The 23916-nt window shown below is 76.2% G+C and carries 25 protein-coding genes; 11 read left to right on the top strand and 14 right to left on the bottom strand.

Going from position 1 to position 23916, the window contains the following annotated elements; all coding sequences use genetic code 11:
* Nucleotides 1-75 precede the first annotated feature (75 nt).
* Nucleotides 76-1140 (bottom strand): lytic polysaccharide monooxygenase auxiliary activity family 9 protein, encoded by a 1065-nt coding sequence (locus GY42_RS14660; RefSeq protein ID WP_046529891.1) that lies wholly within the window; start codon nucleotides 1138-1140, stop codon nucleotides 76-78.
* Between the two features lie 133 nt (nucleotides 1141-1273).
* Here GY42_RS14660 and GY42_RS14655 point away from each other — a divergent pair, with 133 nt between their 5' ends.
* Nucleotides 1274-2074 (top strand): Nif3-like dinuclear metal center hexameric protein, encoded by an 801-nt coding sequence (locus GY42_RS14655; protein WP_046529890.1) that lies wholly within the window; start codon nucleotides 1274-1276, stop codon nucleotides 2072-2074.
* 21 nt (nucleotides 2075-2095) lie between these two features.
* On the opposite strand, the gene GY42_RS18360 is transcribed toward GY42_RS14655, so the two are convergent.
* Together GY42_RS18360 and GY42_RS14645 are read right to left on the bottom strand one after the other, a co-directional pair.
* Nucleotides 2096-2845, bottom strand: coding sequence for a hypothetical protein (locus tag GY42_RS18360; protein ID WP_052748415.1), 750 nt, complete (start codon nucleotides 2843-2845; stop codon nucleotides 2096-2098).
* Between the two features lie 35 nt (nucleotides 2846-2880).
* A complete protein-coding gene (locus GY42_RS14645) occupies nucleotides 2881-3447 on the bottom strand; it encodes a dihydrofolate reductase family protein (protein ID WP_046529889.1) in 567 nt (188 codons plus the stop codon).
* Between the two features lie 190 nt (nucleotides 3448-3637).
* On the opposite strand from GY42_RS14645, the gene GY42_RS18355 reads away from it, so the two are divergent.
* A complete protein-coding gene (locus tag GY42_RS18355; RefSeq protein WP_052748414.1) occupies nucleotides 3638-4552 on the top strand; it encodes a VanZ family protein in 915 nt (304 codons plus the stop codon).
* A gap of 55 nt (nucleotides 4553-4607) precedes the next feature.
* Here GY42_RS18355 and GY42_RS14635 read toward each other — a convergent pair whose 3' ends face one another.
* On the bottom strand, nucleotides 4608-4961 hold the full coding sequence (locus GY42_RS14635; RefSeq protein WP_046529888.1) for a nuclear transport factor 2 family protein: 354 nt from the start codon (nucleotides 4959-4961) through the stop codon (nucleotides 4608-4610).
* Between the two features lie 78 nt (nucleotides 4962-5039).
* Between GY42_RS14635 and GY42_RS14630 the strand changes: the two genes are divergently transcribed.
* On the top strand, nucleotides 5040-5831 hold the full coding sequence (locus GY42_RS14630) for a MerR family transcriptional regulator (RefSeq protein WP_046529887.1): 792 nt from the start codon (nucleotides 5040-5042) through the stop codon (nucleotides 5829-5831).
* A 16-nt stretch (nucleotides 5832-5847) separates the two neighbouring features.
* Here GY42_RS14630 and GY42_RS14625 read toward each other — a convergent pair whose 3' ends face one another.
* On the bottom strand, nucleotides 5848-6879 hold the full coding sequence (locus tag GY42_RS14625) for a nucleoside hydrolase (RefSeq protein ID WP_052748413.1): 1032 nt from the start codon (nucleotides 6877-6879) through the stop codon (nucleotides 5848-5850).
* Between the two features lie 160 nt (nucleotides 6880-7039).
* Here GY42_RS14625 and GY42_RS18805 point away from each other — a divergent pair, with 160 nt between their 5' ends.
* Nucleotides 7040-7471: a DUF1905 domain-containing protein gene (locus GY42_RS18805; RefSeq protein WP_082131757.1), complete on the top strand. Its 432-nt coding sequence runs from the start codon at nucleotides 7040-7042 to the stop codon at nucleotides 7469-7471.
* Nucleotides 7472-7577: 106 nt separating this feature from the next.
* Here GY42_RS18805 and GY42_RS14615 read toward each other — a convergent pair whose 3' ends face one another.
* From GY42_RS14615 to GY42_RS14605, 3 genes are read right to left on the bottom strand one after another with little or no spacing between them, the layout of a single operon-like run.
* A complete protein-coding gene (locus tag GY42_RS14615) occupies nucleotides 7578-9077 on the bottom strand; it encodes a glycoside hydrolase family 130 protein (RefSeq protein WP_236686803.1) in 1500 nt (499 codons plus the stop codon).
* On the bottom strand, nucleotides 9074-10120 hold the full coding sequence (locus tag GY42_RS14610; protein ID WP_046529886.1) for a hypothetical protein: 1047 nt from the start codon (nucleotides 10118-10120) through the stop codon (nucleotides 9074-9076). The genes GY42_RS14615 and GY42_RS14610 overlap by 4 nt, the downstream gene beginning before the upstream one ends.
* Nucleotides 10120-11253, bottom strand: coding sequence for a glycosyltransferase (locus GY42_RS14605; protein WP_046529885.1), 1134 nt, complete (start codon nucleotides 11251-11253; stop codon nucleotides 10120-10122). Before GY42_RS14605 ends, GY42_RS14610 begins: the two co-directional genes overlap by 1 nt.
* A 198-nt stretch (nucleotides 11254-11451) precedes the next feature.
* Here GY42_RS14605 and GY42_RS14600 point away from each other — a divergent pair, with 198 nt between their 5' ends.
* The gene (locus GY42_RS14600) at nucleotides 11452-12465 is read left to right on the top strand and encodes a glycosyltransferase family 4 protein (protein ID WP_046529884.1); all 1014 of its coding nucleotides are present in this window, start codon (nucleotides 11452-11454) and stop codon (nucleotides 12463-12465) included.
* Nucleotides 12466-12523: 58 nt separating this feature from the next.
* Here the strand turns inward: GY42_RS14600 and GY42_RS14595 are convergent, their stop codons facing one another.
* Complete coding sequence (locus GY42_RS14595) at nucleotides 12524-13327, bottom strand: alpha/beta fold hydrolase (protein ID WP_046529883.1); 804 nt, start codon at nucleotides 13325-13327, stop codon at nucleotides 12524-12526.
* A 78-nt stretch (nucleotides 13328-13405) separates the two neighbouring features.
* Between GY42_RS14595 and GY42_RS14590 the strand changes: the two genes are divergently transcribed.
* From GY42_RS14590 to GY42_RS14580, 3 genes are all read left to right on the top strand, one after another.
* On the top strand, nucleotides 13406-14230 hold the full coding sequence (locus GY42_RS14590; protein ID WP_046529882.1) for a tryptophan-rich sensory protein: 825 nt from the start codon (nucleotides 13406-13408) through the stop codon (nucleotides 14228-14230).
* Nucleotides 14231-14344: 114 nt separating this feature from the next.
* A complete protein-coding gene (locus tag GY42_RS14585) occupies nucleotides 14345-15892 on the top strand; it encodes an SDR family NAD(P)-dependent oxidoreductase (protein ID WP_082131581.1) in 1548 nt (515 codons plus the stop codon).
* A 95-nt stretch (nucleotides 15893-15987) separates the two neighbouring features.
* On the top strand, nucleotides 15988-16482 hold the full coding sequence (locus tag GY42_RS14580; RefSeq protein WP_046529881.1) for a DUF4274 domain-containing protein: 495 nt from the start codon (nucleotides 15988-15990) through the stop codon (nucleotides 16480-16482).
* A 116-nt stretch (nucleotides 16483-16598) separates the two neighbouring features.
* Here the strand turns inward: GY42_RS14580 and GY42_RS14575 are convergent, their stop codons facing one another.
* The gene (locus GY42_RS14575; protein WP_152667343.1) at nucleotides 16599-16988 is read right to left on the bottom strand and encodes a hypothetical protein; all 390 of its coding nucleotides are present in this window, start codon (nucleotides 16986-16988) and stop codon (nucleotides 16599-16601) included.
* Between the two features lie 187 nt (nucleotides 16989-17175).
* On the bottom strand, nucleotides 17176-18174 hold the full coding sequence (locus tag GY42_RS18800; RefSeq protein ID WP_160309425.1) for a GNAT family N-acetyltransferase: 999 nt from the start codon (nucleotides 18172-18174) through the stop codon (nucleotides 17176-17178).
* 117 nt (nucleotides 18175-18291) lie between these two features.
* On the opposite strand from GY42_RS18800, the gene GY42_RS14565 reads away from it, so the two are divergent.
* Entirely contained in the window at nucleotides 18292-19458 is a 1167-nt protein-coding gene (locus GY42_RS14565) for an MFS transporter (protein WP_046529879.1), read from the top strand.
* A gap of 13 nt (nucleotides 19459-19471) precedes the next feature.
* On the opposite strand, the gene GY42_RS14560 is transcribed toward GY42_RS14565, so the two are convergent.
* The 3 genes from GY42_RS14560 to GY42_RS14550 are packed head-to-tail and all read right to left on the bottom strand — an operon-like array spanning nucleotide 19472 to nucleotide 22074.
* The gene (locus GY42_RS14560) at nucleotides 19472-20914 is read right to left on the bottom strand and encodes an MATE family efflux transporter (RefSeq protein WP_082131579.1); all 1443 of its coding nucleotides are present in this window, start codon (nucleotides 20912-20914) and stop codon (nucleotides 19472-19474) included.
* Nucleotides 20911-21474, bottom strand: coding sequence for a TetR/AcrR family transcriptional regulator (locus GY42_RS14555; protein ID WP_046529878.1), 564 nt, complete (start codon nucleotides 21472-21474; stop codon nucleotides 20911-20913). The genes GY42_RS14560 and GY42_RS14555 overlap by 4 nt, the downstream gene beginning before the upstream one ends.
* 9 nt (nucleotides 21475-21483) lie before the next feature.
* The gene (locus GY42_RS14550) at nucleotides 21484-22074 is read right to left on the bottom strand and encodes a sugar O-acetyltransferase (RefSeq protein WP_046529877.1); all 591 of its coding nucleotides are present in this window, start codon (nucleotides 22072-22074) and stop codon (nucleotides 21484-21486) included.
* Between the two features lie 97 nt (nucleotides 22075-22171).
* Between GY42_RS14550 and GY42_RS14545 the strand changes: the two genes are divergently transcribed.
* Both GY42_RS14545 and GY42_RS14540 read left to right on the top strand, forming a co-directional pair.
* Nucleotides 22172-23416 (top strand): MFS transporter, encoded by a 1245-nt coding sequence (locus GY42_RS14545; protein ID WP_046529876.1) that lies wholly within the window; start codon nucleotides 22172-22174, stop codon nucleotides 23414-23416.
* Between the two features lie 65 nt (nucleotides 23417-23481).
* Complete coding sequence (locus tag GY42_RS14540) at nucleotides 23482-23886, top strand: GNAT family N-acetyltransferase (RefSeq protein ID WP_046529875.1); 405 nt, start codon at nucleotides 23482-23484, stop codon at nucleotides 23884-23886.
* Nucleotides 23887-23916: the final 30 nt, after the last annotated feature.

Genomic DNA, 23916 nt, shown 5'->3' with positions numbered 1-23916 from the left:
ATCATGGCAGGCGGGCGGGGCCGCACGCCCGCCTCGGACGTGCGGCCCCGTCGTCGGCCGGTCGGTGCGGACCGGTCAGGTCGCGCTGCAGGTCGCGGTCAGCCCGCTGGGGCTGCCGCTGCCCAGGAACCCGGCGGACGCGGTGCCCCCGGGTGCGAGGGCGCCGTTCCACGACGCCGAGCTGATGGTGCTGCCGGAGGCCGTGCCGTTCCACGCCTGCGTGATGGTCGCGCCGGCCACGGTGGCCTGCCAGCCGCTGATCGCGACCGTGCCCGCCGTGACGGTCACGGTCGCCTGGTAGCCGCCCGTCCACGTGCTGACGACCGAGACCGTCGCCGTGCAGCCGCCGACGGGCTGCTGCGTGGGCGTCGGGGTCGGTGTGGGCGTCGACGTGGGAGTGGGCGTCGGAGTCGGCGTCACGGTGGGCGTCGGGGTCGGCGTGGGCGTCGCGGTCGGTGTGGGCGTCGGCGTCGTCGTGCCGCCGAACGTCACGTCGCTGCACTGGTAGTACGGCTGGTCGAGGTGGCTGGCCTGCCAGATCGTGAAGACGACGTGGTGCCCCGTGCGGTCGCGCGGGATGCTCACGTCGGTCACGTACGGGCTGGACGGCGCGTACCGGCCCGTGGTCTTGACCAGCTCGAGATCGGCCCACGTGAGCGGCTCGGTGAGCGCGTCGTACCCCTGCTTGGTCACGTAGATCTTCAGGTAGTCCGCGCCGTGGTTCGACGGGTCGTGGACCGTGAGCCGGAAGTCGTACGGCTTGGGGGTCGTGCGCCACGGGCCGGGGTCGTCGGCCGCCGCGTACAGGTCGTTGTCCGCCGAGCACAGACGCCCGTCGGGCACCGACTGCTCGTGGTTCCCGTTCGCGCCCTCCTTGAAGATGCCGTTCCAGTTCCACATGGCCTGCGGGTTCGCCTGCCACGCGTCCCAGCACTGCGGGTCCTGCGTCTGCATCGCAGGGTTGGTGTGGTTGCTGGCCCAGCGGTCCCAGCAGCCGTAGACGCGCGCCGGCGGGTCGGACACGGCGCCGTGCGCCGCGGCGGGCGCGGCCAGCGCGACCGAGCCGGCGGCCATGCCGGCTCCGAGCGCGAGGGCGCCGAGCACCGCGGCGACGCGGCGCAGGGGCGGGGTGCGGGTCATGGGTGCTCCTCGGTGACGACGGGTGGTCCGTGCACCCTTCGTCGGCGCGGGCCCACGCACCAGGCGTCGAAACGCTTCGTCGCGTCCGCCGGACCACGCTCCCCCGACGTCGCCGCGTCGCTAGGGTGGCGCGATGGCTGTGACGGCGCGGCAGGTGGCGGAGCGGATCGTCGAGCACGTGGGCGTGCCGCTGCGGACGACCACGGTGGACGGGTTCCTCGCGGGCGACCCCGACGCGCCCGTGCGGGGCGTGGCCGTGACGGTGATGGCGACGTTCGACGTGCTGCGCACGGCCGTCGACCGCGGCCTGGACCTGGTGCTCACGCACGAGCCGCTGTACTTCGACCACGCGGGCACGTCCGAGCCGACGCTCGTCGCCGAGGACGACCCGGTGCACCGCGCCAAGGCGGCGTTCGTCGCCGAGCACGGGCTGCGGGTGCTGCGCCAGCACGACCAGTGGCACGACCGCGAGCCCGACGGGATCCTCACGGGCCAGGCGCGCGCGCTGGGCTGGCTCGACGCCGAGCGCCCCGACGAGCCGGGCGTCTACGACCTGCCGCCGACGACGCTCGGCGAGCTCGCCGCGCACGTCGCCGACCGGCTGGGGGCGCACGCGCTGCGGTACGTGGGCGACCCGGCGGCCCCGGTGTCGAGCGTCGGGCTGCAGCCCGGGTTCCAGGGGTTCGAGCGCAACCGGCACCTGATCGCCCGGCCCGACGTCGACGTGGTCGTGATCGGCGAGGGCCACGAGTGGGAGACCGGCGAGTACGCGGCCGACGCCGTCGCGGCGGGCGTGAGCGCGGGGCTCGTGGTCGTGGGGCACACGCCGTCGGAGGAGCAGGGCATGGCGGAGATGGCGCGCTGGCTCGTCGACCTGCTGCCGGAGGTGCCGGTCGAGCTGGTCGCGACGGTCGACCACTACCGCACGCTCTGACGCCCACCGGCGCCGCCGACCTCAGCCCGCGGCCGGCACCTGCCACAGCACGGGCTGCACCTCGTACTCCTCGTGCGCGTCGCGCGTGAGCTGCGGGTTCTCCGGCACGCCGACGTACCCGAGGGGCTGCGCGCTCGGCAGCACCGCGATGTCGCACGACTCCACGGTCTCGCCCGGCGCGTGCTCGGTGAACCGGCCCGACTGGCAGGCGGGGAACGTCCCGAACACCAGGAGGTCCGACGCACCGGCGCCGTCGACGTCCCAGGCGCGCACGTGCGGCGGCGACACCGAGACGAGGCTCAGGCCCCGCGCCCACTCCAGGGTGTGCTGCATGCGCACGTAGTAGACCGTCTCGGTGGCCGGGTCGATCGGCGTGGGCAGGTCGACGCCCGCGAGGTCGGCCGGGTCGGCGACGGTGACGCTCACGAACCGTGACGTGACCTGCGCCTCGGAGTACGCCGGGCCCGCGGCGTCGAACCCGTTGTGCATCTCTATCACGGCCGCATCGCCCACGCCGAGCACGGCACCCGGGGCGGTGATCTCCAGGCGTGCGCCGACCTCGACGGGCTCGGTGGGTGTGGGCTCCGGCGTCGGGGTGGGCGACGCGCTGGGCGTCACGGGCGGCGTGCTCGACGCGGCCGGGGCGGCCTCCTCGTCACCGCCGCCGCATGCCGCAAGCGGTGCGACGAGCAGCAGCGCGGCGAGCGCGGAACGGGCGCGGCGGTGCGGGCGGCCGGGCAGGACGGCGGAGGTGGGGTCGGCGGAGCGCATGCCCCATGGTCCCCGACGCGCGGCTGGCCGCGCGCTCACGTGTCGTCGCGCACCACGCGGTGCCGCAGGTACACGACGCCCTCGTCGTACGTGCGGCACTCGACGAGCCGCAGCCGCACCTGCCGCGCGTCGTGCGCGAAGTACGGCGTGCCGCCGCCCACCAGCACGGGCAGCACCCGCACGCGGTACTCGTCGATCAGGCCGAGGCCCGCGGCCTGGTGCGCGAGGTCGGCGCCGCCGATGCCGATGTCGCCGTCGACCTCGTCGCGCAGCCGTGCGACCTCGGCGGACAGGTCGTCGGTCGCGAGGCGCGCGGGGCCGCGCACGTCGGTCAGGGTGCCGGAGAAGACGACCTTCGGCAGCGCGTTCCACAGCGCGGCGAACTCACGCTCGGCGTCGTCGAGCGACGCGGGGTCGACGTCGCGCCAGTACTCCATCGTCTCGTAGAGCCGCCGGCCCATCAGGTGCACCCCCAGGCCGCGGACCTCGTCGGTGGCGAGCGCGAACACGTCGGGCGGGGGCGCGGCCCAGTCGAACCGGCCGTCGGGGCCGATGACGTAGCCGTCGAGCGAGGCGGTCAGGGAGTAGGTGACGTCAGGCATCGCGGGTCCTCCGTGCTCGGGGTGTCCCGGGTGTCGACCGGCCCCGGCGGCGGAACTCGTCGGGCCCGTCGCGGCGACCTCCACCTCCCCTGCGGCGGTACCTCACCGCGTCCGCCTCCGACCAGGGGTGGAGGCATGATCCGGCTCTCGGCGGACGCGCCGACGCAGGTCAGCGCGCCAGGCTGGTGCCGTGACCCTGCAGCCCGTCGAGCAGCGCCCCGGACCGACCGCCGCGCCGAGCCCGTCCACCACGCCGAGCGCCCCGCCCGCGCGGCGCGCCGGCGACCGTCCGCACCGCGCACCGCGCGTCCGCGTCGTCGCGACGGTGCTGTTCGCCTTCTACCTCGTGGTGCTCGCGGCCGCGGCGTTCCTGCCCCTGCCGTTCGAGCAGGTGCCGCACGGCGACGGGCCGCGCTGGGACCTCACGCTGCGCGCCCCCGACCTGCTCGGCGGCTGGGAGGCGCAGCGCAACGTCCTCATGACGCTGCCGCTGGGCGTGCTGCTGCCGCTCGTCGTGCGGTGGCGCTACGAGACGCTCGTGCTCACGTGCCTCGCCGTGACGGTCGCGATCGAGACGGTCCAGCTGGTCGTGTCGGCGTCCGTCGGGTGGGCGTGGCGCGCGTTCGACGTCAACGACATCCTGCTCAACACGATCGGCGGCGTGCTGGGCCTCGGGATCACGGGCCTCGGGCTGCTCGTCGCGCGACGCGCGACGCTCCCCGCCCCGCGGCGGCTGCTGCCCGGCGTCGCCGCGCTCGCGCTGGTCGCGTGGGCCGGTGCGGCGACCTTCCCGCTGGGCGAGCCGCCGCTGCCCACGCCCGCCTTCGCGTGCGACGAGGCGCCCGTCGGGGACGTCACGACCCTCCCGGGCGGTGCGAGCGTCTACGCGGGCACCGACGGGTCGGTGTGCGTGCTGTCCGGCGACACGGCGACGGCGGTGGCGCCCGACGTCGCGTCGGGGCCCGCGCTCACGTCCGAGCAGCCCGACGGCACGTGGGAGGTCGGCGCGGCCCAGCCGTACGACGTCGAGCGGGGCCTCGAGACCGGGGTCGAGCTGCACGCCGTGGACGGCACCCACCTGCTGGTCTGGGCCGTCCGGCGGTAGCCCGGCTCACGCGGGCCGGGGACACGGCGCCGCGCCCCCCGCCCCCGGTGCGGCATCACGGGGCGATGACCAGCTCCACGATCCGGTCGCCCGCCAGCACGAACCGGTACACGAGGTCGACGACACCCCCGGGGAAGTCGCCCTCCAGGTGCAGGGTCGCGGTCCAGCGGTCCGCGTCGACGCGCTGCGCCGCCACCAGGTCGGTCGTGTAGGTGAACTCGCCGCCCGCGTCGGCCAGGAACCCGCGGACCTCGTCCGTGCCGCGGTAGGTGTGCCCGTCGTCGACGACCACGGCCGTCGGGGCGAACGCCGCGAGCGCGGCGTCGGTGTCGCGCGCCGTGTGGGCGGCGAGGTAGTCCCGCACGGTCGCGGGCAGGTCGGTGGTCGAGATGCTGGTCGGTGTCGTCATGCCCCGAGGCTGCGTCGTCGCCCGGCGGGAAGGTCAAGGGCGCGGGTCTCCCCCGGCGGGAGGGGGGACGATGGTGCCGTGCTGACCATCGGCGAGTTCTCCCGGCTGACCCACCTGAGCGTGCGCACGCTGCGGCGCTACCACGAGGCGGGGATCCTCGAGCCGGCGGCGGTCGACGACCTCACCGGCTACCGGTCCTACGGGCCCGAGCAGATCCCGACCGCGCAGGTCGTGCACCGGCTGCGCGAGCTCGACGTGCCGCTCGCCGACGTCCGGCGGATCCTCGACGCGACCGACCCGGCGGACCGCGCCGCGCTCGTCGCCGAGCACCTGGCCCGCCTCGAGGACGAGCTGGACCGCACCCGCACGGCCGTCGCGTCGCTGCGCCGGCTGCTGGCTCCCACGCCCGCACCGCTCGCGGTCGAGCTGCGCGCCGTCCCGGCGACGCCCGTCGCCGCGGTCGGTGGGCACGTCACGCACGACGCCGTCACCGCCTGGTACGCGGGTGCGATGGCCGAGCTCGACGCGGTCGTCGGCACCGCCGGGACCCCCGGCGGCCTCTACGACAACGCGCTGTTCGAGGACGGCCGCGGGCACGCGCTCGTCTACCGGCCCGTCGACCTCGCGGCGCCCGTGGGGCGCGTGCACGCCACGACGCTCCCCGCCGTCGAGCTCGCGGTCACCACGCACGTCGGCCCGCACGACGACGTCGACGTCACGTACGGCGCGCTCGGCGCGTGGGTCGTCGAGAACGCGCTCGCCGTCGCCGGCCCGGTGCGCGAGACGTACGTCGTCGGGCCGCGGGACACGCCCGACCCGGCCGCGTGGCGCACCGAGGTCGGGTGGCCCGTGTTCCGCGTCGCGGAGTGACGCACGGGGCCTCGCGTCACTCGGCGCCGGCGCGCCACCGCTCGAACAGCACGAGCTTGGCGTGCAGGTCCTCGTGCATGAGACGCACGTCGACGCGCCCGTAGACGCGCATCGGCGCCGCGTCGGGTCGCGGCGCGTACCGGCCGTCGTCGCGGATCGCGGGCTTCGGCACCACGACGTGCTCGCACGACGACGGGCCCGCCTCCCAGAAGTCCGCGAGCGCGGTCAGCAGCACGAGCGGCGAGTCGCCGAGCACGTACGCCTCGGCCTGCGGCCGCAGGTGCTCGTGCTTCACCATCTCGGCACGCACCTCGTCGTACAGGTGCCGCCCGAGCGCGCCGGCGCCCCGCACGCGCACCCGCATCTCGGCGTCCGACATGACGCACGTGCGGTACGTGCTGCGCGGCACCTGCCACACCTCGAGGTCGGGCGCGTCGAACACGACCTGCGCGGCGGCGACGTCGGTCGACAGGTTGTACTCGGCCGTCACCGGTGCGGACGCGTCGAGCCACGGCAGCGGCTCGTGCTCGAACCCGCCGATCCACACAACCACGAGCCGGTGCGCGATCTCCGGGTGCCGCAGGTACGCCGACGCGAGGTCGGTCAGCCCGCCGCCCGCGGCGTAGAACAGCGGCCGCGGGTCGTCGCGCAGCGCCTCGGCGACGATCGCGTCGACCGCCGCCGACATGCGCGGCGTACGCACGTCCACGAGCGGCTCCTCGGCGCCGGCCACCAGGCGGTCGGCCGCGTCGAGCCCCAGGCGCGCGCACAGGTCCTCGACCACGCGCAGCCCGTCGGCCGCGGTCGTCGCGGGGCCCGGCGCGTCGCGGCGCAGGTGCGAGGACACGACCAGCGGGATCTCGACCGCGGGCGACAGCACGTGGTGCACCAGCTGGAACAGGTCGTCGGGGTCGCCCGCGAAGTCGTTGTCGACGATCACGCGCGCCCGCGGCGGCACGGGCGGCGCGTCGGCCAGCCACGGGTGCTCGCCGAGCCGCCAGCGCGGCAGGCCGCGCGCGTCGAACCGGTCGGTCGGGACTCGTGCCACGGTGCCACCCTCCGTCCTGGTCGGCGCGGCGTCGCGTCGACCCCGGCGACGCTACCCGCGCGCACCGCACCACCCACGTGCGGTGCCCGTGACGTCGCAGCAGGCCCACCCCGCGCCGCCGGGCCGACGTGTGTCGGCGGGCCCTGCCATGCTCGGTGCCGTGGAGCTGCGGTTCTCCGGTGAGGTCGTGTGGTGGCGCGGGCCCGCGCCGCACCACTTCGTCGCGCTGCCCGGCCCCGAGGCCGAGCGGCTGCGGGCGGTCGCGTCGCGCGTCACCTACGGGTGGGGCTGCGTCCCCGCGACGGTCACCCTGGGCGCGACGACGTTCACGACGTCGATCTTCCCGAAGGACGGCGGGTTCCTGGTGCCGCTCAAGGTCGCGGCCCGCCGCGCCGAGGGCGTCGAGCTGGGCGACGACGTGACGCTCGTCGTCGTGGTCGAGGACCCGGACGTCCCCGACGACGACGCGAGCGACGGGGCTGCCGCCACGCCACGGGCTGCCGCACCGCGACCGGCCGCGCCGCACCACGACCCGGCGGAGGACGACGACTACTTCGACCCCGCCGCGGGCACACGGCCAGCCCCGCGCTGACCCGGCGCCGCCCTGGCACGTCAGGCCGCCGCGGACGGCCCGCGCGCTGCGCCGACCGCGCCACGATCGGGCGCCGCCCCGCCAGAGCCGCCGGCGGACGAGCCCGTCACGTCGTCGGACGCATCTCCTCGAGCAGCGCGTCCAGGTCGACCAGCGCGATCCGGGTCACGCTGTCGCTGCTGCCGTACGGCAGCACCAGCGTGCGCCCGTGCCGCATGGCCCCGCACGAGTACACGACATTGGGCACGTAGCCGGAGCGCTCCGCACCGTGCGCCGTCAGCAACGGGCGGGCCAGCCGCCCGACCACGCGCGTCGGGTCGTCGAGGTCGAGGAGCAGCGCGCCGATCCCGTAGGTGCGCATCGGTCCGACGCCGTGCGTCAGCACGAGCCACCCCCGTTCGGTCTCGACCGGCGAGCCGCAGTTGCCGAGCTGGACGAGCTCCCACGGGTGCTCCGGGTGCTGCACGACCACCGGGTCGGCCCACCGGAGCAGGTCGTCCGACGTCGTGACGGCGTTGCTCTCGCGATCGGCGCGGGACAGGGCGACGTAGCGGCCCGCGACCTGCCGCGGGAACAGGGCCAGGCCCTTGTTGCCCGCGCCCGGTCCGCTGAGCGGCTCACCGGAGAAGTGCACGAAGTCGCGCGTCCGGAGCAGCTGGACGGCGATGTCCCGCCCGTCGAACGCCGTGTAGGTGCCCAGGTAGGTGGTGGCGCCGTCCGGGTGCTGGAAGTGCACCATCCGCACGTCCTCGACACCGTGGCTCTCCGCAGGCGTCTGCGGCATCAGCACCCGCTCGCTCAGCTGCGAGCCCGCGGGGAACGTGACCGCGTAGCAGCGCCGGGCGACCCGCTCGAACTGCTCGACCGTGCGGGCCGTCGACCCGCGGGTGAGCCGCTGCGCACGCAGGGCGCCGAGCGCCCCGTCGAGGTCGGCCCGGTCGAACGCCTCCCCGAGCGCGGCGAGCACGAACCCCGCCTCCTCGCGGTCCACGTCGACGTCGACGAGCAGGTGCTCAAAGGCGGCACGCCGGTAGCGGGTGGCGGTGACCACCGGTGGCCGGGCGTGGACCGGCGCGCCGTCGAGAGCGACCGCCCCCGCCGCGTCGACCGTCCCGGTGCGCAGCTCGAGGCTCGAGAGGTGCCCCTCACCGGTCGCCCGCACGGTCATGACGAAGCGGGTCGATCCCTCCCGCAGCCCGGTCTGGTCGGGGTGCGGGACCATCGACGGGTTGAACAGCGCAGCCGCCTCGAGGGCGTACTCCTGCGTGAAGTACGCGCCGGCGAGCCGGCGCCGGTGGGCGGGCACGTCGCCCGCGCCGGGCAGCCGGTGCCGCACGAGCGCGAAGTGCGCGTCCCAGGTCGCCGCGAGGTCGTGGTGCCGGAGGCCGTGCGCCGCCGTGAGGGCGCGGAGCGCACGGTCGACCTCGACGTCGTCCAGCGCGAGCACCCGTGCCAGGACCTCCTCGGACCGCGACCGCCCCGAGGTCGCCATCTCCTGCCCCGGCAGGAAGAGCCGCGCCAGCACGCGGTCCGGGTCGGGGCGCAGCACGTGCGCGGTGCGGCGCACCCACGGCGGGTCGCGCCGGGCGTCCCGCGCAGCGCTCACGACGGCGTCGCTGCGCGGTGCGCCCCGACCAGCTGGGCGCAGGCGAGCCACGCGAGCGTGGACTCGGCGCCCTGGTTCTGGTTGACCCCCTCGCGCTCCAGCCCGTCGAAGCCGCCGCCCGTGGTGAGGTCCCGCACCGGCGCACCGGTGTCGTTCTCGCCCTCGAACCAGGCGGCGCACCGTTCGAGCACCGCCGCCCAGCGCGGGTCGCCGGTGAACCTCAGGGCCGTCGCGGCGCCCTCGGCGATGGCCGCGACCTCGATCGGCTGCTGGTCGAACCCCGGCCGGGCGTCACCCGGGCCGCGGCCGCCCGCCGGCACGACCGACAGCCGGCCGTCGACCGTCTGCTCGGCCACGAGCCAGCCCAGCAGGCGGAGCCCGGCGGCCAGCAGTCCCTCGTCCGCGAGGACGGCGCCCACGGCGACCATCGCCTCGGGGACGACGGCGTTGGCGTAGGTGAGGCGCGGCTCGGGCCACGGCCAGAGCGCGTCGTCCCCGGTTCGGGGCAGGACGTCGCGCGCGTCGCGCACGAGACGCGACGCCCCGGCGTGACCCGGGTCGGCACGCAGCAGCTCGACGGCGCCGAGCGCGGCGTACGCGGTGGCCCTCAGGTGCGGCGAGCGACCGGCCATCGCCTCGGACACGCCGCGGTGCGCGTCCGACGCGAGCGGGCCTGCGGGCAGGCGGGCCGCAGCGGTGCCCAACGCCCAGACCGCACGCCCCCAGTGATCGTCGGTGGTCGGCGTGTCGAGCCAGGCGCCCGCCGCGTCGCGGCGGTTGTGCAGAGCACCGTGGCGTCGTTGCGCCGTGCGCACGAAGCGCAGATAGGTGCGGATGAGGGTCATGACGCCCGCGTCCGGCCAGGGCACGCGTGTCACGACGACGAGCGCGCGTGCGACGTCGTCGACGCACATCCCGTGCTCGACGCGGGGCGCGGTGCCCAGTGCGTGCTCGTACAGCCCCGTCGGTGTCGTCAGACGTCGCAGGTGGTCGAGGCGCACGCTGCGGTCGGGGACGGCCGCTCGGGCGACGACGACCGACATCAGACCGCTGCCGGGAGCGCCGGGTGCCGGACGCGGTCCGCGAGGCCCAGGTACTGCCGGGCCACGGCGGGCCACAGCATCGCGTCGGCCAGGCGCTGAGCCGTCGCGGCCATCTCGCCGGCCAGGCCGTCGACCGTGAGCACGCGCTCGAGGGCGTCGGCGATGGCCGCGGGGTCGCGCCGGGGCACGAGCAGCCCGGCACCGCCCGACAGCAGCTCGACGGCGTGCGGGAACCGTGTCGACACGACGGGACGCCCCGCGGCGACGGCCTCGGTGAGCACGCCCGAGGTGACCTGCTCGCTGGAGTCGTACGGCAGCAGGACGACGTCGGCGCCGCGGACCACCGCGCGCAGCTCGGTGCCGGACAGGTACCGGCCGTCGAAGCGCACCGACTCCGTCAGGTCGAGGTCGCGCGTGAGGGCGACCAACCGGTCGCGGTACGCCTCGCCGTCACGTTCCAGGACGCGGGGGTGGGTACGGCCCACGACGAGGTAGGTCGGCAGCGGTGTGCGTCGGCGGAGCTCCGCGAGCCCCAGCAGCGCCCACTCGATCCCCTTGCCCTCCGACAGCAGGCCCCAGGTCAGGACCGTGGCCGGCCGCTCGGGCAGCCGCTGCACCCCGCCGCCGGGGGCCCGGTTGTCCTCCGCGCCGTGCGGCACGACCACCACGCGCGCCGGGTCCACCCCCCAGCCCTCGACGAGCCGGTCGCGCGCGGTCGACGTCATCGTGACCAGCGCCGCGGACCGGGCGACCAGCCCCGCGAGCACCCGGTGCTGGTTCGCCGAGGGCCGGGTCAGCACGGTGTGCAGCACCGTCACGACCGGGACCCGCACCCGGGCCATCAGGTCCAGCACGTCCTGCCCGTCCGGACCCGGGTAGATCCCGTACTCGTGCTGGAGCACGACGACGTCGTAGCCGTCGAGCACGGCTGCGGCGGACCTCGCACCCGACGGGTCGCCGGCGACCCACTGGTGCACCACCGGGGGCGCGCCGTCCTCGGGCGCGTCGACCAGCCGCACGACCCCCACGTCCGCGCCCGCGGCGGCCAGGTGGGTCACCAGCGCGGCGCTGAAGGTCGCGATGCCGCACGGGGTGGACGGGTAGGTCGACACGACTGCGAGACGGGTGCTCATCCTGGGCTTCTTCCCTGGTGCGCTCACGCAGCGAGAGTGCTGCCGTCCACGGTGGGAGGAGAGAAGGCCGCGTCCCCGAGGGCGCCGCTGACGGGCGCCGGGCGCCGCGCACGAGCCGCGGCGAAGTCCCTCGAGCGTAGCAGCGCGGGCCGCGGCGTACCCTGGCACCGTCCCCGGGAGGCCACCGTCCGCGTCGCCGTGCTCGCCTCGATCGCCCACTCCGTCCCGCCGCGTGGCTACGGGCCGTGGGAGCAGGTCGCCTCCACCCTCGCCGAGGGCCTCGTGGCGCGAGGGCACGACGTGACGCTCTTCGCGTCCGCCGACTCCACGACCTCCGGCCGCCTGCACGCGGTCACCCCGGCGGGCTACGAGGAGGACACCTCGGTCGACGCGAAGGTGGCCGAGGCCCTGCACATCGCCGCCGTCTTCGAGCGTGCCGGGCAGTTCGACGTCATCAGCAACCAGTTCGACTTCCTCCCGCTGGCCTTCAGCAGGCTCACCCCGACGCCGGTCGTGACGACGATCCACGGCTTCTCGTCCGAGCGCATCGTGCCGGTCTACCGCGCGTACGACGACGTCGCGCACTACGTCGCGATCAGCGACGCGCACCGGCGGCCGGACCTCACGTACGCCGCGACGATCCACCACGGCATCGACGCCGGCGCCTTCGCGCCGGGTGCCGGCGACGGGGGCTACCTGCTGTTCCTCGGCCGGATCCACCCCGACAAGGGCACCGCCACCGCGATCGAGGTCGCACGTCGTGCGGGCGTCCCGCTGGTGATCGCGGGCGTCGTGCACGACGCCGGGTACCACCGCAGGGAGGTGCTGCCTCATGTCGACGGCGACCTCGTGAGGTACGTGGGTCCCGTCGGGCCGCGCGAGCGCGACGGGCTGCTGGGCGGGGCCGCGGCGCTGCTGCACCTGATCGATTTCGAGGAGCCGTTCGGCCTCTCGGTGGTGGAGTCGATGATGACCGGGACACCGGTGGTCGCCTACCCGCGCGGGTCCATGCCCGAGCTCGTGCTGCCGGGGGTGTCGGGCTTCCTGGCCCGGGACGTGCCCGACGCGGTGGACGCCGTGGCGCGCGTGGGGACGGTCGACCGGGCGGGGTGCCGCGCCCACGCCGTCGCGCGGTTCTCCTCCGACCGCATGGTCGACGAGTACGAGCGCCTCTTCGCCCGCGTGGTCGACGACCGGCGCCGCGGCCGCTGAGCGCCTCCCTCGGGTGCGTCGCCGAGATCGTCGGGGAGGTGCGGCCACCCGGCTCCGGTCAGGCCCCGAGCTCGAGGAACGCGCGCAGCACCGACACGAACGCCGCGGGCTGCTCCGAGTGCACCCAGTGGCCGGCGCCCTTGATCGTCACGAGCGTCGTGCGCGGGAAGTACCGACGCATGGTCGGGCCGTCCTCGGGGCGCACGTAGTCGGACCGCTCGCCGGCGACCCACAGCACGGGGCCGTCGTCGACCGCGTCGCCCAGGTCGGGGAACCCGCCGATCGCGGGCAGGTCGCGGCGCAGCAGCGCGAGGTTCGCCTGCCACCGGAACGTGTCGCCGTCGGCGCGCAGGTTCTGCAGCAGGAACCCGCGCACGCGCGGGTCGTCGACGCGCCGCGCGAGCGCCTCGTCGGCGTCGGAGCGGCGCGTCAGCGACGGCAGGTCGAGCGCCGCGAGGCTGTCCAGCAGGTGCTCGAACTCCCCGAGCGAGCCGCGCGCGGTCGGGGCGATGTCCGCGACGACGAGCCGGTCGACGACGTCGGGGTGGCGCAGCGCCAGGACCATCGCGACCTTGCCACCCATCGAGTGCCCCACGACGTGCACGGGCCCGTCGGCCGCGAACCCGTCGCGCAGGTGCGCGGCGACGGCGTCGGCGGTCTCGAGGTAGTCGAACCGCTCGGTCCACGCCGAGCGCCCGTGGTTCGGCAGGTCCACGAGCAGCGACCGCGCGTCGGGCGCGAGGGCCTTGGCGATCTGCGTGAAGTTGCGTCCCTGCCCGAACAGGCCGTGCAGGAAGACGACCGGGGCACCGGTGTCACCGACGACGGTCGAGGCCAGGGGGACGGGTGCGGGGGTGCTCACGGCACGAGCCTAGGCAGGCCGCGGAGCCGGGCGGGCGTTCAAGATGCTCAGCACGCTGAGGAAGTGCACGCTGGGGGCATGACCTCGCTCACCGCCACCACCGGGACCGCCACGACCCGCGACCGGGTCCGGCAGGTCGTCGTCCTCGTCGGGTCGCTCGTCGCCGCGCTCGGTGCGGCGTACGGGTCGGGCGCGTTCGGCGGGCAGTCGACCGCCGACGCCGCGGGCGGCGCGCTGTCCGCGAGCGCGACCCCGCTCGCGCCCGACACCCCCGCGTTCTCGATCTGGTCGGTCATCTACACCGCGCTCCTGGTGTTCGCGGTCGTGCAGGCGCTGCCGCGGTACGCGTCGGACGCCCGCCTGCGGGCCGTGTCGTGGTGGCTGCTCGCGTCGATGCTGCTCAACGCGCTGTGGATCGGCGTCGTGCAGGCCGGGTCGGTGGGCGGCAGCGTGCTCGTCATCGTCGCGCTGGTCGTCGTGCTGTCCGTCGTGCTGGTGCGGCTCGTGCGGACGCCGCACACCGCGGCGCTGCCGTCGGCGGTGACCGACGTGACGACCGGCCTGTACCTCGGCTGGGTGAGCGTCGCGACGCTCGCGAACGTGGCGGCGTTCCTCACGGTCGCCGAGGTCGGCGAGCTCGGGCTCGGCGCGACCGGGTGGGCCGTCGTCGTGGTCGGTGCGGGCGCCGCGCTCGCGGTCGCGTACGCCGTCTTCGCGCGGGTGCGGCCCGCGGTCGCGCTGCCGATCGGCCTCGCGATGGCGTGGGGCCTGGCGTGGATCGGCCTCGGCCGCACCAACGGCCCGCTCGTCGACGCGACCGTCGCGAACGCCGCGTTCGTCGCGTCGGCCGTCGCGCTGCTCGCCCCGGTCGTCACGACGCTCGTCGCGCGCCGCCGCCGCTGACCTGGGCCGCCACCCTTCACCGTCGGCGGGGCCGGGAGCGCGCGGGCGCGGCGCGTACGATCTTCCGGGCCCTCGTGACCGGACGGGCCCTTCCCCACGCAGGACGGACGGCGCATGAGCGCGGACACCACGGCCCCCGCGGAGCACGCCGCCGCGACGACCGACGACGACGCGACCCCTGACGCGACGGCCGCCGACGGCACGCTGCCCGGCGTCGACCCCGCCGACCTCGCGACGTTCCTGCGGGTCGCCGACCAGGTCGCCGCGCTGCCGCAGGACCACCCGCAGCACGCGGTCGCCCGCCGTGCGGCGTCCGCGCTGTTCAAGGCCGCGAAGAAGCACCGCCGGCTCGAGCGGCGCCGCTCGATCGCCGAGGCCGACGCGGCCGTGGTCGCCGCGACCGCGACCGGCAGCCCGGGCCGCATCGACGACGAGACGCGCGGCATCGCGCTGACGTCGACCGCGACGGGCGCGACGGCGGGGACGCTGCTGCGCGCGCGCCCCTGCTACGTCTGCAAGCAGGACTACACGGTGGTCGACGCGTTCTACCACCAGCTCTGCCCCGACTGCGCGGCGCTGCACCACGCCAAGCGCGACGCGCGCACCGACCTCACCGGGCGGCGGGCGCTGCTCACGGGTGGGCGCGCCAAGATCGGCATGTACATCGCGCTGCGGCTGCTGCGTGACGGCGCCGACCTCACCATCACGACCCGGTTCCCGCGCGACGCGGTGCGCCGCTTCGGTGCCATGGAGGACTCCGCGGACTGGATGGACCGGCTGCACGTCGTCGGGATCGACCTGCGCGACCCCGCGCAGGTGGTGCAGCTCGCCGACCACGTCGCCGCGCAGGGTCCGCTCGACGTGCTCATCAACAACGCAGCGCAGACGGTGCGCCGCTCGCCGGGCGCCTACTCGCGGCTCGTCGACGCCGAGCTGTCCCCGCTGCCGGACGACGGGGACCGCATGATCACCGCGTTCGGGCACACGAGCGACGCCCACCCGCGCGCGCTCGCCGGGTCGGTGAGCGACCTGACGAGCCCCGCGCTCGCGATCGAGCGGGCGACGCGTGACGCGCAGGAGCTCGTCGAGCAGTCGCTCACGGCGCAGGCCGCGAGCCTCGAGCGGCTCGTCGCGGGCACGTCCATCGACGCGGGCGGGCTGATCCCCGACGTCGCCGAGAGCAACTCGTGGGTCGCGACGGTCGAGCAGGTCGACCCGATGGAGCTGCTCGAGGTCCAGCTGTGCAACCAGACGGCGCCGTTCATCCTCATCAGCCGGTTGCGGCCCGCGCTCGCGGCGTCGCCCGCGCGCCGCACGTACGTCGTCAACGTGTCGGCCATGGAGGGCGTGTTCTCGCGCGGGTACAAGGGTCCCGGCCACCCGCACACCAACATGAGCAAGGCCGCGCTCAACATGCTGACCCGCACGAGCGCCGCGCAGATGCTCGAGCAGGACGGCATCCTCATGACCGCCGTCGACACGGGCTGGATCACCGACGAGCGCCCGCACCACACCAAGGTGCGCCTGGCCGAGGAGGGGTTCCACGCGCCGCTCGACCTGGTGGACGGCGCCGCGCGCGTCTACGACCCGATCGTGCGGGGCGAGGCCGGCGAGGACCTGTACGGGTGCTTCCTCAAGGACTACGTGCGCGCCGCCTGGTGAGCCGTGGTCCGTCGCGCGGGGCGGGCGGCACGGCGCCCGCCCCGGGCTGCGGCCGGCCACGGGCACGGCCCCGGACGGGCGTCTAGCATCGCCGGGTGAGCTCCTCCGCGACCGACGACCCGGACCAGTTCCTGCGCGAGTTCCTCGCCGCGGCGACCCCGCAGCAGCGCCACACGTTCGTGCGGCGCGCGGACTACGACCGCGGCGAGCACCTGGTGCGTGCCGTGCTCGACGACCCGACGACGGACCGGGCGACCGCGCTGAGCGCGTACTGGATCCTCGGCGCGAGCTACTACGCGCGCTACGCCCGCATCGAGGACGTGCCCGAGGACGAGCAGGGCACGTACGCGCTGCTGCGCTCGATCGAGGACCGGTACGCCGCCGGGTTCTGGGCCGACCACGGCATCGCGTTCGACCCGACCGACGACGACGAGATCGACTGGACCGACGACTACGGCGCACCCGTGTCGCGGCCCGTGCCTGACGTCATGCGCCGCGCGGTGCCCGGCGAGCTCGTCGACGACGCGGGCACCGAGGACGGTCTGCCGCTCGACGTGCACCTGCGCTGGACGGCCCTGCGCGACGCCTGACGTCACCCTCCCGCACCGCACGGTGGGGTGCCGCACCGCCGCACCGCCGGGGTGGCGGACCGACGCGTCGGCGCGCGGCGGACCGCGTCACCGACCGCGCGGCCGCCCGGGCGTCGTCAACCGACCCAGGACCAGCGGACGCGGACCCGGCCGCCGCCGTTGAGCGCGCGCACGCGGCGCACGGCGTTCGGCAGCCAGCGGTAGCGCTCGCGCGGGCCGCCCGTCGCGGGGTCGACGACCCAGGGCAGCAGCCCGACGAACCGCGCGAGCAGCAGCAGGACCGCGAGCGCGAGCAGCACCCACAGCTCGAGCAGCACGAGCACGACCGACCCGACCACGACGACGGTGAACAGGATCCCCAGCACCGTGAACAGCGTCGCGACGACGGGTCCGAGGACGTCGTCGTCGACCGACGGGATGCCGCCGATGGGCCCGAAGTCGACCATCCGCGTGCGGCGCCTCCACGGCAGCACGTGGATCTCGAGGCACGCCGTGCCGGTGCGCATGGGCGCGTCGGCGGCGGGGGTGCGTCGGCGGTCGGCGGGGTGCCGTCGGCGGGCACGGCCGTCGGGGTCGGCTCGGTCACGGGTCTCCTTCGGTTCGGCGCGCGCCACCGTACCGCCCCGGGCCGCACCGCTGTCCGTGGACGTGTCGGCGTCCGGCGACGGCGAGGTGCCCGGCGGCGCGGGCGCGTCAGGCGGGCGGGACGCGGACCAGCGGGCCCTCGTCGGGCGTCGGGTCCTCGAAGCCGTCGAGGTAGACGGCGGCGCGGTCCGGCGGCACGACGACGTCGTCGGGGCCGGCGCCCGTGCGCGCCGCCAGGCGTCGCAGCACCTCGGCGCGGGGCGTCACGAGGTGGTGCGTGACGGGCACGACCCCGAGCGGCGCGAGCAGCGCGCGGTACGACGCGCGTGAGGCTCGCGACCAGAACGACGTGTCGACGACGACGTCCACGCCGTCGCCCACGAGACCCACGAGCCGGGCCCGCAGGTCCTCGTGGACGCGTGCCGCGACGTCGGCCGGGAGCGGGTGCTCGCGGTGCCCGGCCGCCCACGCGGCGGCGTCGAACGCGAGGTGCGCCCAGCCCGCGCGCGCGAGCCGCGCCGCGTGGGTCGACTTGCCGGAGCCCGCGGGCCCGCACACCAGCACGACCCGCGCGGGCTCACGCAGCGGCAGCGCGTGGTGCAGCAGCCCGTCGGGCCCGGGCTCGGGCGGCAGGCAGCCGGCGTCGCGCGCGACCCGCAGCGACGGGACGTTCGCGGCGTCGACGCGCAGCACGGCGCTCGTGGCGTCGGTGCGCTCGGCGAGCCAGCGGCGCAGCAGGCGCACGGCGCGCACCGCGTAGCCGCGCCCGCGCCACGCGGGCAGGACCGCGTAGGAGACGTTCGCCGTGCCGCCCGGCAGGTCCGGCAGCGCGAGGTGGGCCTCGACCGTGCCCGCGAGCTCGCCCGTCGCGGCGTCGAGCACGCCGAGGTGCCGCCGCGGCCCGCCGTCGCGCCACTGCGCGCGGTTCTGCGCGACCCACGCGGTGGTGCGCGGGCGCTCGGAGCGGTGGCCCTCGTTCAGCCAGCGGACCTGGTCGTCGTCCTCGCCCGCGAGCAGCGCGTCGACGTCGTCGGCCGTGAGGCAGCGCAGCGTCACGACGCCGTCCGTCAGCACGGGCGGGTCCTCGATGACTGTCGAGCCGTCCACCGGTCCATCATGACGCGTGCCACACACCGACCCGGCGCGGCCTCGGACGGCGCCGCGCCGGGACGGGTGTAGGAAGGTGCGGCACCCCGTCGCGCACACCGGAACGAGCCGCCCCGCATGAGCACCACCGAGCGCACGCTCGTCCGCACCCTCGCACCCGCGACCGTCTTCCTCGTCGCGCTGTGCCTGCGCCCCGCGCTGACGGCCGTGGGCCCGCTGCTGCCGCAGCTCGGCCCCGACCTCGGGCTCGGCGAGGGCGCGCAGGGTCTGCTCGGCACGCTGCCGCTGCTGGCGTTCGCGGCCGCGTCGCCGCTCGTGCACCGGCTGTCGGAGCGCACGGGTCCCGAGCGCGCGATCCTCGTCGCGCTGCTCGCGCTGGGCGTCGCGACGCTCGCACGCCCCTTCACCGGCACCGCCGGTCTGTGGCTCGCGACCGCCGTGATCGGGGTGGCGATCGCGGTCGGCAACGTGCTCGTCCCCGCCCTGGTCAAGCGGGACTTCGCCCGGCGCGTCTCGCTCGCGACAGGCGTGTACACCGCGTGCATCGTGGGCGCCGCGGCGACCGCGTCGGCGCTCGCGGTGCCGCTCGCGGACGCCACGAGCTGGCGGGTCGCGCTCGCGTCGTCCGCGGGGCTCGTGGTGCTCGTGGCCGCCGTGTGGGCGCCGCGCGCGTGGCGGGCCCGGCCCCCCGCGCCGCACGTCGTTGACCCGCACGCGGCCCCGGTGACGAGCGTGTGGCGGCAGGGCACCGCGTGGTGGCTCACGGCGTTCATGGGCCTGCAGTCCACGGTGTTCTACGTGCTGGTCACGTGGCTGCCGACCGTGGAGGTCACGCAGGGCGTGACGGCGACGACCGCGGGCGTGCACCTGTTCGTCTACCAGGGCCTCGGGATCGTCGGGGGGCTCGTGGTCCCCGCGCTGCTGCACCGCGGCCCCGACGAGCGCCTCGGCGCGGTCGCCGCGAGCGCTCCCGCGCTCGTCGCGCTGCTGGGGCTGCTGCTCGCACCCGACCTCGTGGTGCTGTGGGTCGTCGTGGCAGGGCTCGGGCAGGGGGCCGCGCTCGTGGTCGCGCTGTCGCTCGTCGCGCTGCGCGGGCGGGACCAGCGCGAGACGGCACGGCTGTCCGGCATGGCGCAGTCGCTCGGGTACCTGCTCGCGGCGGCGGGGCCCGTCGCGGCGGGCGTGCTCACCGAGGCCACCGGGACGTGGCGCCCCGCGCTGCTGGTGCTCACCGCGCTGGCGACCGTGCAGGTCGGCGTCGCGTGGCGCGTCGGGCGGGCCTGACCGCCAGGACGCGTCACACCGGCTCGTCGACCACGCGCCGCAGCGGGTCGCGCAGCCGCAGCACGACCAGCGCGACGACGGCCCCGACCACCTCGCCCGCCGCGAGTGCGACCCACGTGCCCGTCGGCCCGACCGCTCCGAGCCCGAGCACCAGCGGCACCTTCACCACCACGAGCGTGCCGAGCGTGAGCAGGTAGGCCGGACGCGGCCGGCCGAGAGCCTGGAAGTACGCCGCGACCAGCGGGGACACACCCGCCGCGGCGAACCCGACCGCGAGCACGCGCAGCGCGTCGACAGCCGCGGTCCGCGTCGGCCCCGCGTCGACGAACACCGCGACCACGGGCTCGGCGAGCGCGGCCGTCGCGGCACCCGCGAGCAGCCCGTACAGCAGGGTCGCGCGCAGCGTCAGCACACGCGCGCGCCACGTCCGCGCCGTGAGTCCCGCGCCCGCGTTGTACCCGACGACGGGCTGCATGCCCTGGCTGATGCCGAGCTGCGGCATCTGCACGAACGTCTGGACGCGCGCGCAGATCGCGTACGCCGCGAGCGCGGCGGCACCGGCGGCGCGGGACAGACCCGTGTTCACCACGACGACGAGCAGCGTCGTGCCCGCGCCCGCGAGGAACGACGGCGACCCGATGCCCAGCAGCGTGCCGACGGTCGGCGCGTGCGGGCGCAGGTCGGCGGCGCGCACGCGGTACGGGCGGCCGCGCTGCAGGAAGAAGAACCACACGCTCATGGCCGCCGACACGGCCTGCCCGCCGACCGTGCCGAGCGCGGCGCCCCGCACGCCGAGCCCCGCGCCGTAGATCAGCAGCGGGTCGAGCACGATCTGCACGACGACCGGCACGACCCACAGCAGCACCGAGAACCGCAGGCGCCCCTCGGCGCGCACGAGGCTCGAGAACCCCGTGGAGACGACCGCCCCCGCGAGCACGACCACGGCGTAGTCACGCGCGTACGGCAGGGTCGCGCCGCGCGCGCCGAGGGCGTGCAGCAGCGGGTCGAGGAACGTCAGCCCGACGCCGGTCGTGGTCAGGGCCGCGAGCCAGAACACCGTGAACGCGTTGCCGGTGGCGCGTGCCGCTCCGGCGGGGTCGCCCGCGCCGAGCCGCCGCGACACGACCGACGCGGCACCGACGCCGAGCGCGGTCGCGAGCGCCCCGAGCGCGAGCAGCAGCGGCGCGACGAGGTTGACGGCCGCGACCGCCGTCGGCCCGACGCCGCGTGCCACGAACCACGCGTTGGTGAGGGCGTAGACGCCGTACACGCCCACCGAGAGCGTGGTCTGCGTGCACGCGTGCCACAGCAGCCGCCCGACAGGTCGTGTGCCGAGCGCGGTCGTCGCGGCGACCCTCCCACCCGCGTCGGCGCCGGCGGTGCGGCCGGCCGTGGCGTCGTCCGCCGGGCCGGGTGTCGCGCCGGTGGTCGCGCCGGGCGCCGCGCCGCTGGTCACGGCGACGGTGCACCCGCGAGCACGCGGTCGACCGCGACCGCGACGTCGGACGGGTCGGGCGGCTCGGTGTCGAGCGCGCGGTGGATCGTCATGCCCTCGATGAGCGCGTCGAGCAGGCGCGCGGTCTGCGGGTCCACGTGCCGTTCGAGCGCGCGGCGGCTGCGAGACATCCAGTCGTGCGTGAGCCGCCGGAAGCCGGGGTCGCGCGCGGCGAGCGTGTAGAGCTCGTGGGTGAGCACGAGCTCGTGCGGGTCGGTGAGCACGTCGACGCTGATGAGCGCGATCACGGCGTCGCGGGCTGCGGCGCGGTCCGGCGCGGCGGCCATCGCGTGCTCGAACCGGTCGCTGACGCGCCGGGCGAAGCGCTCGAACGCCTCGCGCAGCAGCGCGTCGACGTCGTCGAAGTGGTAGGTGATCGACCCGAGGGGGACGTCGGCCGCGGCGGCGATGCGGCGCGTCGAGGCGCCGGCCACGCCGACCTCGCCGACGACCCGCAGGCACGCCTCGACGATGCGGTCGCGCCGCTGGGGGTCGTGCCGCCGGGCACGCCGCTCGGCCACGCGCGGGCCCTAGGCGATCTCGCGGACGACGCGCGCGGGGTTGCCCACGGCGACGACGTTCGCGGGCAGGTCGCGCACGACCACGGACCCGGCGCCGACGACCGTGTTGTCGCCGATGGTCACGCCCGGGCAGACGATCACGCCGCCGCCGAGCCACACGTTGTCGCCGAGCACGATGGGCAGCGCGGCCTCGAGCTTGTCGCGGCGGGGCTGCGGGTCGACGGGGTGCGTCGGCGTGAGCAGCTGGACGTTCGGGCCGATCTGGCAGTCCTCGCCGATCGTGATGCGCGCGACGTCGAGCGCCGTGAGGTTCGAGTTGACGAAGGTGCGCGCGCCGACGTGGACGTTCTCGCCGTAGTCCACCGCGAGCGGCGGCTTGACGTACGCGCCCTCGCCGAGCGAGCCGAGCAGGTCGGTGAGCGCCTGCCGGGCTGCCTCGTCGTCGCCGGCGACGGTCGCGCGGTAGCAGGCGTCGGCGAGCGCGAACGCGCGGCGCGCGAGGCGCTCGTTCTCGGGGTCGTCGGCGATGTACAGGTCGCCCGCGAGCATGCGCTCGCGGTTCGTGCGCGGGTCGTCGGCGAAGTGGTCGCGCGTCGTCATGTGGACGATCGTACACATCGATGCGTACGCTCGACCGCATCGGCGTCGAGCACCGCGCGCCGGCCCCGACCCCCCGTCGACGACCACCCGGAGCCCCATGCCCGCCCCCGTCACGCGCACCGCCCGCCGCGCGCGCGTCGCCGTCTCGGCCGTCTTCCTCGTCAACGCCGTGCTCTACGCCAACCTCGTGCCCCGCCTGCCCGAGGTCAAGGACGGGCTCGGGCTCAGCAACGCCGCGCTCGGCACCGCCATCGCCGCGATGCCGCTCGGCGCGCTGCTCGCCGGGCTGCTCGCACCGCTGCTCATCCGCCTGCTCGGGTCCGCCGCCGTCGCGTCGTTCGGGCTCGTCGCGCTCGCCGCCGCCGTCGCCGTCGTCCCGCTGTCCGGCAGCTGGTTCGCGCTCGCCGGGCTGTTCCTGCTCGCCGGCGCGCTCGACTCGGTCGTCGACGTCGCGCAGAACGCCCACGGGTTCCGCGTCCAGCGCCTCTACGGGCGGTCCATCGTCAACGCGTTCCACGGCCTGTGGAGCGTCGGCGCCGTGCTCGGCGGCCTGCTCGGCTCGGCCGCCGCGGGCCTCGACGTCCCGCTGCCGCTGCACGTCGCCGTCACGTCCGTCGTCTTCAGCGTCGTCGCCGTCGTCGCCCACCGGTTCCTGCTCCGCGGCCCCGAGGACGCCGAGCGCGACACCGCCCCGGCCGACGAGCACCCGGGCGCGCGCTCGCTGCGGCACGTCGCCGGGCGCACCGTCGCGCTGCTCGCGGCGCTCGGCGTCCTCGCGGCCGCCGCCGCGTTCGTCGAGGACGCCGGCTCGTCGTGGGGCGCGCTGTACCTGCGCGGCGAGGTCGGCACCGGCGCCGCCGCCGCGGGCCTCGCGTTCGTCGCGCTGCAGGTCGCCATGACGGTCGGACGCCTCACGGGCGACCGTGTCGTCGACCGGTTCGGCCAGCGACGCGTCGCCCGGGTCGGCGGCGTGCTCATCGCCGGCGGCATGGGCCTCGCGCTCGCGGCGCCGTCGCTCACGACCACGCTCGTCGGGTTCGCGCTCGCCGGGCTCGGCGTCGCGACGCTCGTCCCGGCCGTCATGCACACCGCCGACGAGCTGCCCGGGCTGCCCGCGGGCGTCGGGCTCACCGTGGTCAGCTGGCTGCTGCGCGTCGGGTTCCTCGTGTCCCCGACCCTCGTCGGCGTCGTCGCGGACGCCACGAGCCTGCGCGTCGCGCTGCTCGCCGTCGTCGCGGCCGGCGTCGTCGTGGCGGGCGTCGGGCGCGTGCTCGTCGCGGGTGCGCCGCGGGACGACGACGCGACGCCCGTCGTCCCCGCCGGGCCGGCCGCCGCACCCTGAGCCCACGGCGGGCCGTGGGGCCGGTCGCACGGGAATCGACGTGACGTCGCAGGCAGGATGACGTGATGGACCCCGCTCCCACGCTGCACGTCCGCGGCGCGCTGACCGACGCCGAGCTCGAGGCCCTGCACGCGACCGCGTTCGGGCACGACCCGGGCGCCACGCCCTGGGGTCGCCGGCTCGCGGACCACAGCCTCACGTGGGTCACCGCGCGGCACGACGGCGAGCTCGTCGGCTTCGTCAACGTGGTCGGCGACGGCGGCGTGCACGCGATCCTCCTCGACACGTGCGTCGCACCCGACGTGCGGGGGCGCGGGGTCGGCCGTGCGCTCGTCGCCGCCGCGGTCGAGCAGGCGCGCGCCGCCGGGTGCCACTGGGTGCACGCCGACTACGAGCCGCACCTCGTGGCGTTCTACGAGGACGCGTGCGGGCTGCGACCGACCGCCGCCGGGCTGGTCCGGCTCGTCTGACGCGGACCGCCCGCGCCTCGGTGGCGCGCG

Source organism: Cellulomonas sp. FA1, assembly GCF_000986825.1.
GTDB lineage: Bacteria > Actinomycetota > Actinomycetes > Actinomycetales > Cellulomonadaceae > Cellulomonas > Cellulomonas iranensis.
This window is presented reverse-complemented; position numbering and strand designations above follow the sequence as displayed.